General features: G+C 47.2%; 15 protein-coding genes. 6 read left to right on the top strand and 9 right to left on the bottom strand.

Annotated elements, in window-relative coordinates; all coding sequences use genetic code 11:
• The first annotated feature begins 76 nt into the window (after window positions 1-76).
• The gene (locus tag BMW79_RS34245; RefSeq protein WP_089896150.1) at window positions 77-418 is read left to right on the top strand and encodes a hypothetical protein; all 342 of its coding nucleotides are present in this window, start codon (window positions 77-79) and stop codon (window positions 416-418) included.
• A 93-nt stretch (window positions 419-511) separates the two neighbouring features.
• Here BMW79_RS34245 and BMW79_RS15265 read toward each other — a convergent pair whose 3' ends face one another.
• Complete coding sequence (locus tag BMW79_RS15265; protein ID WP_089896148.1) at window positions 512-1,060, bottom strand: GNAT family N-acetyltransferase; 549 nt, start codon at window positions 1,058-1,060, stop codon at window positions 512-514.
• Window positions 1,061-1,174: 114 nt separating this feature from the next.
• On the opposite strand from BMW79_RS15265, the gene BMW79_RS15260 reads away from it, so the two are divergent.
• Window positions 1,175-2,440, top strand: coding sequence for a hypothetical protein (locus tag BMW79_RS15260; protein ID WP_245752503.1), 1,266 nt, complete (start codon window positions 1,175-1,177; stop codon window positions 2,438-2,440).
• Window positions 2,441-2,484: 44 nt separating this feature from the next.
• On the opposite strand, the gene BMW79_RS15255 is transcribed toward BMW79_RS15260, so the two are convergent.
• The 4 genes from BMW79_RS15255 to BMW79_RS15240 all read right to left on the bottom strand — a co-directional run bounded on the left by BMW79_RS15255 (window position 2,485) and on the right by BMW79_RS15240 (window position 6,181).
• Entirely contained in the window at window positions 2,485-3,105 is a 621-nt protein-coding gene (locus BMW79_RS15255) for a hypothetical protein (protein WP_089896146.1), read from the bottom strand.
• Window positions 3,106-3,192: 87 nt separating this feature from the next.
• Window positions 3,193-4,377: a glycoside hydrolase 100 family protein gene (locus tag BMW79_RS15250; RefSeq protein ID WP_089896143.1), complete on the bottom strand. Its 1,185-nt coding sequence runs from the start codon at window positions 4,375-4,377 to the stop codon at window positions 3,193-3,195.
• Between the two features lie 2 nt (window positions 4,378-4,379).
• On the bottom strand, window positions 4,380-5,525 hold the full coding sequence (locus tag BMW79_RS15245; RefSeq protein WP_089896141.1) for a glycosyltransferase family 4 protein: 1,146 nt from the start codon (window positions 5,523-5,525) through the stop codon (window positions 4,380-4,382).
• Window positions 5,522-6,181, bottom strand: coding sequence for a PIG-L deacetylase family protein (locus tag BMW79_RS15240; protein WP_089896139.1), 660 nt, complete (start codon window positions 6,179-6,181; stop codon window positions 5,522-5,524). The genes BMW79_RS15245 and BMW79_RS15240 overlap by 4 nt, the downstream gene beginning before the upstream one ends.
• Before the next feature lie 131 nt (window positions 6,182-6,312).
• Here BMW79_RS15240 and BMW79_RS15235 point away from each other — a divergent pair, with 131 nt between their 5' ends.
• On the top strand, window positions 6,313-6,915 hold the full coding sequence (locus BMW79_RS15235; protein WP_245752501.1) for a DUF1349 domain-containing protein: 603 nt from the start codon (window positions 6,313-6,315) through the stop codon (window positions 6,913-6,915).
• A 42-nt stretch (window positions 6,916-6,957) separates the two neighbouring features.
• Here the strand turns inward: BMW79_RS15235 and BMW79_RS15230 are convergent, their stop codons facing one another.
• The 4 genes from BMW79_RS15230 to BMW79_RS15215 form a co-directional block, all read right to left on the bottom strand.
• A complete protein-coding gene (locus BMW79_RS15230; protein ID WP_089896137.1) occupies window positions 6,958-7,527 on the bottom strand; it encodes a hypothetical protein in 570 nt (189 codons plus the stop codon).
• Window positions 7,528-7,579: 52 nt separating this feature from the next.
• On the bottom strand, window positions 7,580-7,975 hold the full coding sequence (locus BMW79_RS15225; protein ID WP_089896135.1) for a hypothetical protein: 396 nt from the start codon (window positions 7,973-7,975) through the stop codon (window positions 7,580-7,582).
• A gap of 110 nt (window positions 7,976-8,085) precedes the next feature.
• Window positions 8,086-8,244, bottom strand: coding sequence for a CPCC family cysteine-rich protein (locus BMW79_RS34395; RefSeq protein ID WP_089896133.1), 159 nt, complete (start codon window positions 8,242-8,244; stop codon window positions 8,086-8,088).
• On the bottom strand, window positions 8,238-8,696 hold the full coding sequence (locus tag BMW79_RS15215; RefSeq protein ID WP_143059166.1) for a hypothetical protein: 459 nt from the start codon (window positions 8,694-8,696) through the stop codon (window positions 8,238-8,240). The genes BMW79_RS34395 and BMW79_RS15215 overlap by 7 nt, the downstream gene beginning before the upstream one ends.
• Window positions 8,697-9,054: 358 nt before the next feature.
• Here BMW79_RS15215 and BMW79_RS15210 point away from each other — a divergent pair, with 358 nt between their 5' ends.
• Genes BMW79_RS15210 through BMW79_RS15200 form a run of 3 tightly spaced genes read left to right on the top strand, consistent with a single transcriptional unit; the run spans window position 9,055 to window position 15,146 of the window.
• Window positions 9,055-12,096 (top strand): SusC/RagA family TonB-linked outer membrane protein, encoded by a 3,042-nt coding sequence (locus BMW79_RS15210; RefSeq protein ID WP_089896129.1) that lies wholly within the window; start codon window positions 9,055-9,057, stop codon window positions 12,094-12,096.
• Window positions 12,097-12,116: 20 nt separating this feature from the next.
• Window positions 12,117-13,580, top strand: a complete 1,464-nt coding sequence (locus BMW79_RS15205; RefSeq protein WP_089896127.1) for a RagB/SusD family nutrient uptake outer membrane protein — start codon at window positions 12,117-12,119, stop codon at window positions 13,578-13,580.
• 27 nt (window positions 13,581-13,607) lie between these two features.
• Window positions 13,608-15,146 (top strand): sulfatase family protein, encoded by a 1,539-nt coding sequence (locus tag BMW79_RS15200; RefSeq protein WP_089896125.1) that lies wholly within the window; start codon window positions 13,608-13,610, stop codon window positions 15,144-15,146.
• Window positions 15,147-15,242 lie beyond the last annotated feature (96 nt).

The following is a 15,242-nucleotide window of genomic DNA, read 5'->3' as shown; positions in this document are numbered from 1 at the left end:
ATAAAACTTAACATTGGCAATATTATATAATTGTTAATTTTGAATATAATTGTTTTTGTAAATAAATTAATTCTCCATGACTGATTCCAATAAGCCAACCGGCAAACATCTGAAAAAAAATGCCGGATTAAAAGTGACCGAAGTATTGACTGCATTGACTGATTTAAAAGAACTCCTCGGCGAAAAGAAGTTTCACCGCAATGTAAAGAAAGCCGCTAAAGCGATGATAGCAGGGTTAACAGACAGACCCAAAGGACCAGCCAAACCTAAAAAGAAAGCTGCTGCCGAAAAAGCTGCCGCACCAAAAGCCACTTCTCCCAAAGCTACAGCTCCCAAAGCCGCCGATAAAAAAGCTGCTGACAAGAAAGTAACGTCAAAGAAAACTGCTCCCAAAAAAGCTGCTGCTAAGAAAGACTAACCCAGCTCTCCGTATTTTCCTGTAGTATCTTTATTGTTCCGCTATACCCGGAACTGTATCGTTATGTCCCGGCAGGTGGACAATAAAGATCCCTTACAGCTGCTGTGAAGCGCGTACATAGCGGTTTACATCGTATTCTTTTCCCTCCCATTTCATGCCCTGTGGTATAAGTCCCTCATGGTGGAAACCTGTTTTCACCAGCACTTTTTCCGAAGCCTCGTTGCCGGGCAATACATCTGCCCGGATACTTGCCAGTTCCAGTGAGGAGAAACCATAGGCGGCTACCGCCTCAATCGCTTCGGTCATATACCCTTTCCCCCAGTATTCCTGTACCAGCGCAAACACCAGCATCGCGCTATCTTCCGGCTCAAAGCTATTGAAACCGATAAAGCCGATCAGTTCTGTTGTGTTATCCAGCGCAATACCCCAGCGGATACCCTGTTTACTTTGAAACCGTTGCTTCAGCAGATCAATTACTTTCCGCACATCCGCTACTTCCTGCAACGGCATCACATGGTAATAGCGGGTCACGCGCTTATCTGTTAACAGGTAGAACAGGTCTGGTTGATGGGCATGCTCAATTTCAATCAGGTGAAGACGCGATGTTGACAAAAGCGGGAATTTATCCGACAATGCTCTCATAATGCTGGCGTGGTGGTTTTACGTCCCCAATATATATACAATTGAACCACTCCTCCAAAAATGTTATGCCGGCAGGTAAAAAAAAGTATCTTGTTTTCAAATTTATTCCACGACATGGCAGTATTCACTCAGCGTCCGGCAGCAACCCTGCTGGCTGCAGGCATTAGTTTATGGGCAATGACCGCCCGGGCACAACGCCCCTTCTTTAACGAAAAAGGAATTTCCCGGCCCTTACTGGAAAACTACCTGGATCACGCCGTTACCATGACCGAATTCCTGGCGGTAGACCCTTACGCCTCCGATGCGCCGTATCCCAACAAGGAAGACGATATCCGGCTGATCCGGAATATTGGCGCCAAATTCATCGGAAGAGCCATTTACCGTTGGGGCGGAGAATCTGTAATGGCCAACAAAGACTACCTCGATAATGCCAAACGCCTCGTTGCCGAAGTGCATAAAAATGACCCCGATGTCATTTTCCAGGCGGCATTGTTTGAACAGATCAGTCAGCAGGTAAATACCGTTCCTATTCCGGCATGGACATTCAAGGCATTGGGCTTACCCGCTGAAGAACGTCATTTCCGCTACGACGACATGCTGAACCTGAAAGGTAAACTGGTTGATCACTGGAGCAAAGGCAACAGTGTACCGGATATTACGCGTACCGAAACACAGTTATGGTTTATGTTCCTGGCGGGCACCTATATGGAAGTGGGCTGTGAAGCTTTACACCTGGGGCAGATTGCGCTGATAGGGATGGAGGATCCGGCACTTACCGAATGGACGGCATTTCTTGTAAAATTGCGGCACTATGCTAAAGACCATACCCGCCATCATTGGGTATTACTGGATGCACATACGCCTTCCGGCGGGATGGTGGTGAATGGCAAAAGTTTGCTGGACTTTAACTCATTCCCGTTGCGTATCAAATCGGTGCCGGAACATCCGCAGCAGGGTGTGCTGCAAATGGGTTTTACCGATGCCCTTTTCGGGAGAAGTGAAGGCGGAATTTCACCCAGTGGCTGGAAAGCGAAGTCGATGCCTTATCTCGTGGAATTGGATAATTTCGGGATCAGTAATCATCCCGGTGTACCGGATACCACCACCATTTACCCATGGGGCTTTGATGAGATCAGCTGGTTTTATCAGCAGCCGGAGCAGTACCGGCATGAGTGGTTACAATATGCACAGGATTGGGTAACCGCACATGACAGCAACGGCCACCTGCAAATGCCCGTGACCCGTGTAGTGACTTTAGGCTGGAAGAAGCCAAGATTAAAATACCGTGCGAATACGAAATCGGAACATTGTCCGGATGGTATGAATGATGAAGCTACCATCAAAGCGATCTGGCAAAAAGCCGACAAGCAGCGGAAATAAATATTGACATCACCGGTTACTCCTGAAGTAACCGGTGATATTACTTATGGCTTCTTTACAAGTTTCGTTTCTGCTGTTGCCTGCACAAGCGAACCCTCTACCATCTGGTTAAGCATAGTGGTGATAACAAGTGTATCACCGCGCCAGGATATTTTACCTCCGGATGCCTGTGCCTCTACAACTCCTCCCATGCTGGAAGGCATTTCCAGCAACCCTTTGCTGAAGTAAATAGAATCTGTCCCGATCCGTTTGTAGGGCGCCTTTCCAGAATAGGGATCCATCGTCATCACGAAAGGAATATCCATATCTGTTACCAGTTGTCCGTCCATATACATAATTGCCCTGGACATGGCATCAATGGAATAACTCAAACCCGTAATACTAAAGTTGCTACCGTCAATGCTGCAAACCCCTTTATTGTTGAAGGTGGTGTAATCTGTGCGCAAAGTGGCTTTCATCGTGTTATTTATCGTAGTGCTGGTACTGTTTACTTTCACACCCACAAAATTCCAGGTGCCTTCAATTTTTTTGTCCCCGGTAACCGGTGGTGTAGTAGGTGGATTTACAGGGGGCGGGGTATCCGGCGTGGCCATTTCCAGTTTGCCGCAGGCAACGAAAGTAGTAGCCAAAACTGCCATCAGCAGCAGAGAGGTATAGGATCTCATCTTCATGAATTTTAAAACGTTGGGATATTTACGGGGTAAAGGTAGTACCATTCGTGCAAACCTGCCCTGCTATCTCCCATAAAATTATCAAGCAACCGGCAGGCGGGCACGCATTTCTTCAAAAAACGGGGTACGTCTTTCTTCTACACATTTAACAGCATACAGGTACATGGCGGCACTCCAGGTTTGCCACTCCTGCCCTTTTGCGGCGCCATCCTGCGCTTTCAGCCATTCGTTGAAGCCGTAGTCGACCGTACCGGAATTGGTAATGGTGATCACCCTGGTCAGTTCCAGTAGTTTTTCTTCCGCCAGCCGGTACTTTTTCGCCGCTACCAGCGCTGCCACATAAAAGCCACAGATGAAAGGCCAGATACCACCGTTGTGGTATTCACCGGGCAGATTAAAAAAGGTATATCTTTCATGCCAGTCGTTGTCGCCCGGTTTCGTATAGGGGAAGAAGTTAGGAGGAAGAGAAACGGCCAGGTCGCCGCTTTTCTGCAACGCCGCACATTCTTCTTCCACCCAGGCTATCATCTCCGCAGCCCTGGTGGGTGCTGCAAGTCCGGATAGAATTGCCAGGCTGTTGCCCAGCAGATCAAACCGTTCGCTGCTCAGTACTTTGTAAGACCACATCGCGTAATAAGGCTTATGTTTCACCACAAGGCCTTCGTGCACATGCCGGTGCTGTACCCCACCTGTAATAGTAAATCTTCCCATGGCCTGCTTTACTTTATCTGCCCGTTCGTGACGACCGAGCATACGCAGGTAGCTGTATACCAGTGTATTTACAAACAGGCCGTAACCCAGCACCCATTGCTCATCGCGCCAGTCGCTGGTAGGCTGTTGCGCTACCAGGTAACGATCGGAAGGACTTTGGTATTCCATCCACTGCAATGAATTGTTCACGGCTTCTTCCAGGAAGGTATGCTCTCCGGTGAGTTGCCGGTACATCCCCGCTACGAGCAGAAATAAAGGTGTACTGTCGCTCGCACCGAGATCCTGTTTATCATGCACAAGCGAAGGAATATGCCCGTGCGGGGTTTGATTTTTCGCGAGTGTTTCGAGTACTTTCCGGATGCTGTTAATGAGGATATCGTTGCCGCTTACACCGATGCCGAAGAAAGAAATGAGCAGATCGCGCGTGTATGGTTCCGGGTATCCCCAGCCGGCGGTGCGGGGAAGTCCATGAAAGGGACCATTCACATTATGCAGCAATACCTTCAGGGCGGCATCCCGGGCTGCGTTGATAGTTAACCAGGAAGAAGTGTCCATGTTCAACGGATATTAAGTTTTTCATACATCAACTGCACAAACTGCCTCGCTACCATTCTGTAATCAAACTTTGCTACAACTCTCTGCCTTGCTGCTTTTCCCAACCTTTCCCTGCAGGCGGCATCTGTCATCAGACGCTGCAGATACTGCCGGATATCATTTACGTCCGCCCGGTAATCTACCGTACGGGGCGTTGTGAATATTACTTTATGATTGGTTTCGAAACCTGATTCCTTGCCGAGCACTACTTCATTCACTACAATTTTTTCCGCCACACCTGCCAGCAATGCAGTTTCTTCATGTACCAGCGTATCACGCATACCCATGGCCTGAATACCGATCACGGGTTTCTCACAGGCGCCGGCTTCCACCTGTGGCATGCCAAATCCTTCGAGACGGGAAGGGCCTGCATAAATATCGCAGGCATTGATGAGATAAGGCATTTCTTCCCGGGAAATGATACTGGTAATATATTGTACGTGGTCACTCAAACCCAGTTCGGCTGCCAGCTCCAGGTCATACTGGTTCTGAATACTGGTACGTTGCTGCGGCCATACTTTACAGATATATTTCCATTTGTCCGGTACCTGGCCTTTCAACTCCGCAAGCGCCTGCATCACTTCCCTGGCGCCTTTTGAGCAGGCATCACCGCCAATGGTAAGCAGCATCAGTTCATCCGGTGCAACACCCATAGATGCTCTTACCCCCATTACCTTCGGATCACTTTTAGGAAGTGGTACAAATCTGTCTGTATTGCATCCTACGGGCAGCACCGCAATGTTCGCTCCATTGATGCCGTCACGCATGTACATTTCCTTTACCCATTGCGAGGTGACGAGGATGAGTGGTAATTTATTCAGCACCTCCTGGTAATTAGCAATATAACCATCTGCCACCAACCACGGTACCGGTTGTACGCCGAATTGCTGCGGGTGCAGGATGAGTTGCGGGCAATAGCCCCAGTAGCCTACTCCCACTACTACATCCGGTTTAAACCAGTGGTAGTACCACTCCTTTTCCAGGGGCGAGTCGTAATGCACGGCAACGGCATTAACCCCGATTTCCAATAGCCCCTGGTACAATAAGTTCCCTTGTGTTGCCAGTCCGCCGGGGGCCGGCGGATAATCGAATAACAAAAGTACTTTCATAATTCAGACGGTAAACTATGGAGCCACTGCAGGGCTTCTTCCGGGTTACTGAAACACCAGAATGATTCTGCCAGCGGTGTTGTTGTTGCTTCCCAGCTATCCACCGTAAAACCATATGTGTTGGTCATCACTTCATACTTCCGTTGCCAGATGTCTTTATCCAATACATGATAGATAGTGGCCTCCGGTATCGGCTCAGGGAAATAGGACTTGAGTCCGTCTTCATAAGCAAATACCCAGAGTTCATCCATTTCAATTTTATGTTGCTGCCACAGCCGGATCACGGCGCGGCTCACTTCTTCATGACGCAGGTGGCGGGTATACTCGCCATTGGGATGATGGGTGATAATAAGATCGTAATGTTGCACCGGTAATAATGCCAGAAGCTGGTTTTCTACCTCTTCATCAGGTAACGGTGTTTGTTCAGGACCATCATCCAGGTCTCCCATTATCCCCTGTGCCCCGTACAACTGTAATGCCTTGAAAAATTTAGGGGCTCTGTCGGTATCTTTTGCGCGGCACAAACTGACGACCGTCCACTTCCATTGCGGATGAAACAATATTGTACCTCCGGACCATAAAGTTTCATCGTCTGGATGGGCAACGATAACGGCCACGGATTTGCTTTTCTTTACGGCAGGGTTTTCTTCACTCATAATCATAACTTTAGATGGGCAGGTTAAACAGGGTTACTAAAGTTAACAAATCCCGCCCAGCTACCCATCACTAAAAATTACCAGTTCCCGGGAATATTTATCATCTTAGCACAAATTTTTACGGAAACATCATGAAAAGACTTGTAGCAATATCCGCTTTCATAGCGCTCAGTATGGGATTAAAAGCACAAACTATGCAATGGTATAATGCCCCTAAGAAATGGTCGGCCGATAAGAACAAGATAAACGTGACCGTTGACCCCGGTACCGATTACTGGCAGGTAACACACTATGGCTTTATCCGCGATAATGGTCCTTTTTATTTCCAGGAACAGGAAGGGGATTTTACCGCTACCGTTAAAATTACCGGTCATTATAAAGAGCTGTTCCATCAGGCAGGCCTGATGATCCGTACCGATGCCAAAAACTGGATTAAAACCGGTATTGAATATGTAGACGGCGTACAGAATGTAAGTGCAGTAGTAACCCGGGAAGTATCCGACTGGTCGGTAGTACCGCGCCACGACAGCCCAAAGAGTATGTGGCTGAAATTGCTGCGCAAAGGCGATTATGTACAGATTGAGTACTCTTTTGATAATAAGAAATTTGATATGCTGAGACTGGCATATTTTCCTCCGGGTGGAAAAGTGCAGATAGGCCCTGTGGCGGCAGCTCCGGGGAAGTTAGCGTTTGATGTGGTGTTTGAGGATTTTAAAGTGGTGGCGGAGAAGTAGTATTAAAAAAGTGCGGCCATCATCTGGCCGCACTTTTTTATATTATGGCTTTTTAAATAAAAGTAAATCTATTTCGTTCTCTGTTGCAACTTTCTGTCGCCAATCATCCTCTTCATTTGCTTTCTCCGGCAATATATTCCATCCTGACCTATCCGCCTTTAAAGTAAGCAATTCATACATCGGAAAATTGCCAACTTCCCAATTTGTTTTATAACCAATAAATCCAAACCGGTGCCATAAGTTTTCCAACGACAGCAAAATATCTCCCAGCAAGCTATCCAGGCTGATTATTTCATTTACCAGCTCCCGTCTGTATTTCTTATCAGAAGTTGACAATTCAAATACCTTTACCTGTAGCTTGCATGCTGCATGATCACACTCAATCCGCCATTCATAGTTAACACGATCATCATACCACATCACTTCAAAAGAGCAAGGGAAAAAGTCTGTTTCAGATCTTCTCTCCAATTGATAAATATGAAAAATCTTATTCAGAAGTTCCTGGAATTGGTCTCCATACGTTGAGCTATGACCTATCTTTATCTTTCCGGCTTTTGTTTCAAATTCGGCAACGATATAGCCTAACGTTTGGAGATTAAATTGAACATGCATTATTATAAGCATTTAAATAATAAACAACGCAAAAGACCACGCTAAAAATTATTCAGATATCAAACAAAAATCTCCTGCTTTCAAAATCCACTTCTACTAGTATCGGTGGTAAAGCAAGATCATAGTATCTGGATAGCCACGCCCTCATCACAACATACAGCGCTTCATCCTTAAAAGCATCCATCGTGGACATGACCTCCAGAATATCAAAACAGATGTTACTGCCTGATGAGTCCTGAATACTATCCGCCTGTTCCCTGATCGCCCTAAATAAGTATTCCTCAATGTTATGCGGTGTTAAAAAAATCGAAGAAGCACTAAACCGTACATAAATCCCATCACTTACCAACAGATCAGTGTCGGATATCACGGGATCCCTGATTTCTACCGCATTCAAAATTACAGCTACACCAACTCCCCCTTTCTGAAAAGCAAATTTTTCAATCATGTTTATTAAATGCGATTTTGAAAAATGACCATTTCATAGTCACTGTCTTATTGTCAAAAATACTTTGTCATCCTTTGAGTGCATACTGAAACAGTCTTTCCGGGTCTAGTCTATCCAAAAAACATAGCATGCATTGCACCAACTTCTTTAAAATTCAACCTCGCTTCCTTTAAGCTCATTCTGTTGGGGTAACTATACTTATCTTTCTCTGAGATACCATCATCTTCCCAAAAACAAACCGCACAGATATCATAAATACATATTACCATATATCAATCTCACTAACCCCTCCTTCATCGTCTGTCACCTTCATTTTATGCAGCCCGGGAAATAACGCAACGTAATCGCTAAACTGAAAGATGTCGCGATTAAAATATGCTTCGTACCACTCACTAAAATCCATAAACTCATGAATATAGAATTTAAAAAAACAGCCTTTCTCATGGCCTTCGTCGGTAACCAACAGCACAAGTTCCGCTGGATCCATCTGGTCAAAAAAGACCTTATAAAATGCGGCACTGGTCATATCTCTATCCTCTTTCACAAAGGTAGCCCAATCAGGTATCTGTTTCCGTGAAATTGTTTTGTGACTGAGTTTCTCCAGTTCGTCAAAAAGCTTGTTCGGGTAAATCAACATCGGATATGTCAACAGACATAATCTGGTGTCACGGAGACTCGCAATCGCTGTCTCTCTATCCAATATCCATTTAGTCGTCTGCATATCCATTTTACTATTACATTTCGTTTATAAATACCTACAGTTGCTATAAACTTGTCGTGTTGACGATTAAAAACAAATGCCCTACTAGTATCCAGTAAAGCCTAAAATTATATTTTAAAACATAAACATCCCTCTTCCTAAAAAAATTTAATAGTCTATAGGATTTGTAGGATAATAAAAATATCTTTGCCATCACTTAGGTAAATAACCCACCAATACTTACCTGTAGCGCAACATTCAACATTGTCAACTAAAATGAATAAGTAGTCACTGCAACATCTTATCGTGAACGAAAGAAAAAATAGCAATCCGTTGCTGCAGCATCCTTATTGTCTGTAGAAATTCAATTTATCAACATATGAAACAAATCGTTGCGCTTATAGGGCTTGGCATTGCTATGCCCCTATGGAGCTTTGGCCAACAGTCCCCTACCATCAGCGGTACCATCAGATCCGCCAGACTGGAGCCTTTACCAGGTATCAGCATTAAAGTAAAGCACACCGGAAAGGGCGCCATCACAAATGGTTCCGGGCAATACACACTGGCGGCTACCCCACAGGATACCTTACTCATTTCCGGTATCGGTTATCAATTGCTGCAGGTTCCCGTAAACGGACGTACGAAAATAGCCATCCAGCTGGAAGAAGATGCCACTGCACTTGGAGAAGTAGTAGTGGTGGGTTATGGTACCCAGAAAAAAAGCGATCTGACCGGATCCGTGACTTCCATTTCCGCCGAACAATTCAGGAAAACGCCGTCCGTATCCCTGGACAACGGCCTCCGTGGCCGCGCTGCCGGTGTGCAGGTAACGGCTGCTTCCAATCAGCCTGGCGGCGTTTCCACCATCCGTATCCGTGGTAATAACTCCGTGAATACCGGCAGTGAGCCACTGTATGTTATCGATGGATTTCCCGTGTACAATGACAACAGCGGCGCCGGTGCTTCCGCTGGTCCCAAACTCAACGCCTTGTCACTCATCAATCCCAATGACATCGTATCCATTGAGGTATTGAAAGACGCCTCCGCTGCCGCTATCTATGGCGCCAGGGGCGCCAATGGCGTGGTGCTCGTTACCACGAAGAAAGGGGAAACAGGCGCTACTAAAATCGAATTCAATACCTATTATGGCACCCAGGAAGCAGCAAAGAAATTGCCGTTACTGAATGCCACCGAATTTGCACAACTCGTCAATGACGCCAACGGCACCACGGTATTTACGCCACAACAGATTGCTGCTTTCGGCAAGGGCACCGACTGGCAGCATGAAGTATTGCGCAAAGCACCACTGCAGAACTACCAGTTAGCCGCTTCCGGTGGCGACGCCAGAACAAAGTATGCCGTATCGCTCAACTACTATAACCAACAGGGTATTATTATTAATTCTGATTTCTCGAGATACAGTACGCGGTTTAACTTTGAGCGGCAGGCCACTACCCGGCTTTCCTTTGGTAGTAATCTCACCATCGCCAGAACCAATGCCAACCAGGCCCTGAGCGCCACCGGCGGCGGCGAAGGTACCATAGGCGTCATCGGCTCCGCATTGGCCTTCTCTCCTATACTTCCTGTATATAAGGCAGATGGCACTTATGTACTGGAAAACGACCGGGGCATTCCAATGGGCAACCCGGTTGCTACCGCAAAAGAACTGACCAATAACAGTGTCAACAACCGCGTACTGGGTAATATCTACGCCAGCTATAAAATACTCGCCGGTCTCGAATTCAGAACCAGCATAGGCGCAGACATCCTCAGTACAAAAGAAAAGTATTACGCTCCCCGTACCACCTTGCGCGGATACAGCCTCCAGGGTATAGGATCTGCTTCCTCTGCCAACGCTACCTCCCTGCTGAACGAAAATACACTGACCTACAAAAAACAGATCGCAAAACATAGCCTTACCGCTTTGGCTGGTTTTACCGTACAGCAATACCAGCGCGATATTGTTACTTCGTCGGCTTCCGGATTTGTGAACGACCTGCTGGGTGCTGACAACCTTGGCTCCGGCGCGATTGTAAATACACCTGTTACCAACGTAAATACCTGGAGCCTCGCTTCGTTTATCGGCAGGATCAACTACGCCTGGAACAACAAATACCTCCTGACCCTCACCGCCCGCGCAGACGGTTCCTCAAAATTCGGCGCCAACAACAAGTACGGCTATTTCCCCTCCGGATCCGTGGCCTGGAAACTGTCTGAAGAAGAGTTTATCAAAGACCTGAACGTTTTTCATGAACTGAAATTACGTGGTAGTTATGGTAAAACCGGTAACCAGGAAATCAATAGTTATCAGTCGCTCGCCGGCCTCAGCAACATGAGCTATATCATCGGCGACAACGTGGTGAAAGGATATGCCCCGGGCAATATTCCCAACAAAGACCTGAAGTGGGAAACCACCTCCCAATCGGATATCGGACTGGACGCTTCCTTTTTTCGTGGGCGCCTCACCGTTACTGCCGACGCCTATTACAAGAAAACCACCGATATGCTGCTCTGGGTAAATGTACCCTGGTCTACCGGCTTCACTTCTGCCCTGCAAAATATCGGCAGCGTAGAGAACAAAGGATTGGAACTGGCGGTATCGGCGCTGATCACAGATCGTAAACTCAGATGGAATACAACTTTCAACATCTCCGCCAACAGGAATAAAGTACTGAGCCTTGGTCCCATAGAGCAAATCCTCACTGGTGAAATAAACGGCTATCTGAAAATATCAGATCCTATAGTGATCCGTCCGGGCCAGCCGCTGAATGCCTTCTATGGCTATGTAAGCGATGGTATTTTTCAATTGAAAGATGATATTGCCGGCAGTGCACAACCAACCGCCAAACCAGGCGACCGCAGGTATAAAGACGTGCTGGCCGATGGAAAACTGGATGCGAAAGACCGCCAGTATATCGGCAATGCACAGCCCAAATTCTTCGGTGGTATGACCCATGATTTCGCCTGGAATAATTTCGATCTCAGCGCCTCCTTCAACTGGGTATATGGCAACACCATCCTGAACAGTACCCGCGCGGAACTGGACCTCCCAACCGGTCAGAAGAACAGCTCTGCCAGGGTAAAAGACAGATGGACGCCCACCAATCCCAGCAACAGTATTCCACGCGCCAGCCTGAACCGCTCCTTCCTCTTCTCCGACGCACAACTGGAAGATGGCTCCTATTTCAGACTGGGCAACCTTTCACTGGGATACAATCTTCCCCGCAAATGGTTGCAGGCTGCACACCTGGAACGGTTACGTGTATACGTAGCTGCACAGAACCTGTTTACCATCACACACTATACCGGGTATGATCCGGAAACCAACCAGAGCGGACAGGATAACATCCTCCGTGGCATCGACTCTGATGCCTATCCTAGTGCCAAAACCTACATGGTAGGCATCAACCTGGGACTTTAACCAACAATCAAAAAATGAAGATGAAAAAATTAATATACCCGTTACTGTTAGTAACCACCGCATTCTCTTCCTGCCAGAAATTCCTGGAAGAAAATCCAAAATCAATCATGGTGGAAGGCAACTTCTATAAAACAGAAGCCGATGCAGATGCCGCCATCACCGCCGCTTATGATGTGCTCAACAACCAGTGGGATATCTACTTCCGTGGCATTTACCTGTTGGCGGAATTGCCCACCGATAATGCAGAATGCGGACAAGGCGTAGCTAACTCCAACATCTTTGCCCTGAAAGATTATACCTTTGGTCCGGTAAACGACCGTATCTACACACTCTACCCGGCACTCTACAAAGGCATTGCCAATGCCAACACCGCTATCGATAAAATTCCCGGGATTGCATTCAACGATACCAAAAAAAATCGCCTCCTCGGAGAAGCCCGGTTTATAAGAGCTTTGCTGTACTTTAACCTGGTCCGTTTATTTGGCGATGTACCTTTGATCGTGCATCAGACCACCTCACTGAATAATGTAAATGTACCCAGAACCGCTACAGCAGAGGTATACAAACAGATCATCAGTGACCTGGAATTCGGCGAACAAAACCTGGATGCCGTTAATTCCAACGCCAACCTGGGACGAGCCACCAAAGCATCTGCCACCGGCCTGCTGGCAAAAGTATACCTCACCCTCAGGGATTTCCCGAAAGCCAGGGATAAGGCAAAAGCGGCACTGGATATAACCGGCTACGGCTTGCTCGACAGCTACTTTGATATTTTCACACCACAGAACCGGTTCAACAAGGAAGTGCTGTTTTCTGTGCAATGTAAAGGCAATACCGGCAGTGGTAATGGCTTCGGACTGGCACTCTATCTTCCACGCGCCACCATTGCTTTACCGGGCGGCGGCACCGTGGGAGGCAACAGCGCAGATGTACCCACACAGGAATTCTACGACAGCTTTCAACCCGGCGATCTGCGCAGGGACCGTACCTTCTTTACCCAATATGATGCCGGCGCAGGCCTCGCGAAATTCCGCCCTCACTGGTTCAAATACTTCGATCCCGCTGCCATCACTACCCTGGGAGAAGGTACCCTCAATTATCACGTGATCCGGTATGCCGACATGCTCCTTACTTACGGCGAAGCGCTCAACGAAATCAGCGGTCCAACCACCGAAGCATTTGAAGCAGTGAACAAAGTAAGAAGACGCGCCTACGGTAAACCCACTGCTACCGCCAACGCACAAACGGACCTCGCCGGGCTGGACCAGCAGGCTTTCCGCGATGCCATCCTCAACGAACGCCGCTGGGAATTCGGGTTTGAAGACCAACGCTGGTTCGACCTGGTCCGCACCGGGAAACTCGTCAGCACACTAAAAGCAAAAGGCAATAAAATGATTCAGGATTATCATATCTTGTTCCCAATCCCCCAGCGGGAAAGAGACGTGAACAAATCATTAACACAAAATACTGGTTACCCACAGTAGTTTTTTTCAGGAGATAAAAATAGGAACATGAAATTCTTTGCCACAAACTATCTTAAAAAATCATGGGCATGCCTGCTGCTGCTCGCTGCTTCCGGCAGCTATGCACAGCAACAACGACCCAATATTATTTTCATTTTCTCGGACGACCATGCCTACCAGGCTATCAGCGCCTATGGCAGCAAACTGGTCAAAACACCCAATATCGACCGTATCGCTAACCAGGGTGCTATCTTCAAAAACGCACTGGTCACCAACTCTATCTGTGGGCCAAGCCGCGCTACCCTGCTCACCGGCAAGTATAGTCACATTAACGGCTATACGCTGAATGAGAAAAAATTCGATGTGGAACAACAGCTGTTTCCCGCGCTATTGCAGCAAAGCGGCTACCAGACAGCCTGGATCGGAAAATGGCACCTCGGCAACCTGCCCAAGGGGTTCGACTTCTGGCGTATCCTCAACAGCCAGGGCCAATACTATAATCCGGATCTCATCGGTCCAAATGATACCACACGCGTAGAAGGATATGTCACCAATATCATCACAGATCTGTCGCTCAACTGGATTGAAAAACGCGATACATCCAAACCTTTCTTCCTGGTAGTGGGCGAAAAAGCCACCCACCGCGAATGGTTACCGGATATCCAGGACCTCGGCGCCTATGATGATAAAACCTTCCCATTGCCTGCTACGTTCAAAGACGACTACAAAAACCGCCTGGCCGCGCAAAACCAGGACATGACCATCGATAAAACAATGCGGCTGAAAGAAGACCTGAAAGTACATGCCAACTACGAAAAAGGTATCTATGGCAGGTTTACGCCCGAACAGAAAAAAGCATATATCGATTATTACGAAAATAAGATCAGCAAAGAATTCGATGAACAAAAACTGAGCGGCGACGCACTGGTGGAATGGAAATACCAACGCTACCTGAAAGATTACCTGGCCACCGCCAGATCGCTGGATCGTAACATCGGCCAGATCCTGGATTACCTTGATAAATCAGGTCTTTCCAAAAACACCGTAGTGGTGTATGCCTCCGATCAGGGTTTCTATATGGGCGAACATGGCTGGTTCGACAAACGCTTTATCTATGAAGAATCGCTTCGCACCCCCTTTGTGATCAAATACCCGGGCGTGGTAAAACCAGGCACTTCCATTGACCAGCTGATGCTGAACATCGACTGGGCGCCTACCTTCTTAAACATCGCCGGCGTAAAAGTACCCGCAGATATACAGGGCACTTCTTTTCTGCCGTTGCTGAAAGCGGATAACAAAAAGGTGTCCTGGAGAAAAGAAGCCTATTATCACTATTATGAATTTCCGCAACCTCACCACGTGTATCCGCATTTCGGTATCCGTACCGAACAATATACACTGGTGCGCTTTTATGGAGAATCAAACAGCTGGGAACTGTATGATCTGAAAAAAGATCCGCAGGAAGTCAATAACCTGTATGGTCAGAAAGGCTATGAGCAACTGACTGCCACCTTAAAAGAACACCTGAAACAGTTAATGATCCAGTATAAAGATACCGACGCGCTGAAAATACTGGCACAACCATAAAAACGAAGGATCGTCATCTATAACGGAATATATTACGGACAGGACCAAATCTTTTGACAATTAAGCCAAAAGGGCTATTTTTGAGCCCTGATTGCA

The sequence above is a fragment of the Chitinophaga arvensicola genome (assembly GCF_900110835.1).
Taxonomy (GTDB): domain Bacteria; phylum Bacteroidota; class Bacteroidia; order Chitinophagales; family Chitinophagaceae; genus Chitinophaga; species Chitinophaga arvensicola.
Note: the sequence above shows the minus strand (reverse complement) of the source record. Positions and strands in the feature narration are given on the sequence as shown.

What these genes read in the sequence shown, in the direction of transcription:
- BMW79_RS34245 (WP_089896150.1), top strand. Translation starts at nt 77, where the DNA reads ATGACTGATTCCAATAAGCCAACCGGCAAACATCTGAAAAAAAATGCC.
- BMW79_RS15265 (WP_089896148.1), bottom strand. Translation starts at nt 1,060, where the DNA reads ATGAGAGCATTGTCGGATAAATTCCCGCTTTTGTCAACATCGCGTCTT.
- BMW79_RS15260 (WP_245752503.1), top strand. Translation starts at nt 1,175, where the DNA reads ATGGCAGTATTCACTCAGCGTCCGGCAGCAACCCTGCTGGCTGCAGGC.
- BMW79_RS15255 (WP_089896146.1), bottom strand. Translation starts at nt 3,105, where the DNA reads ATGAGATCCTATACCTCTCTGCTGCTGATGGCAGTTTTGGCTACTACT.
- BMW79_RS15250 (WP_089896143.1), bottom strand. Translation starts at nt 4,377, where the DNA reads ATGGACACTTCTTCCTGGTTAACTATCAACGCAGCCCGGGATGCCGCC.
- BMW79_RS15245 (WP_089896141.1), bottom strand. Translation starts at nt 5,525, where the DNA reads ATGAAAGTACTTTTGTTATTCGATTATCCGCCGGCCCCCGGCGGACTG.
- BMW79_RS15240 (WP_089896139.1), bottom strand. Translation starts at nt 6,181, where the DNA reads ATGAGTGAAGAAAACCCTGCCGTAAAGAAAAGCAAATCCGTGGCCGTT.
- BMW79_RS15235 (WP_245752501.1), top strand. Translation starts at nt 6,313, where the DNA reads ATGAAAAGACTTGTAGCAATATCCGCTTTCATAGCGCTCAGTATGGGA.
- BMW79_RS15230 (WP_089896137.1), bottom strand. Translation starts at nt 7,527, where the DNA reads ATGCATGTTCAATTTAATCTCCAAACGTTAGGCTATATCGTTGCCGAA.
- BMW79_RS15225 (WP_089896135.1), bottom strand. Translation starts at nt 7,975, where the DNA reads ATGATTGAAAAATTTGCTTTTCAGAAAGGGGGAGTTGGTGTAGCTGTA.
- BMW79_RS34395 (WP_089896133.1), bottom strand. Translation starts at nt 8,244, where the DNA reads ATGGTAATATGTATTTATGATATCTGTGCGGTTTGTTTTTGGGAAGAT.
- BMW79_RS15215 (WP_143059166.1), bottom strand. Translation starts at nt 8,696, where the DNA reads ATGCAGACGACTAAATGGATATTGGATAGAGAGACAGCGATTGCGAGT.
- BMW79_RS15210 (WP_089896129.1), top strand. Translation starts at nt 9,055, where the DNA reads ATGAAACAAATCGTTGCGCTTATAGGGCTTGGCATTGCTATGCCCCTA.
- BMW79_RS15205 (WP_089896127.1), top strand. Translation starts at nt 12,117, where the DNA reads ATGAAAAAATTAATATACCCGTTACTGTTAGTAACCACCGCATTCTCT.
- BMW79_RS15200 (WP_089896125.1), top strand. Translation starts at nt 13,608, where the DNA reads ATGAAATTCTTTGCCACAAACTATCTTAAAAAATCATGGGCATGCCTG.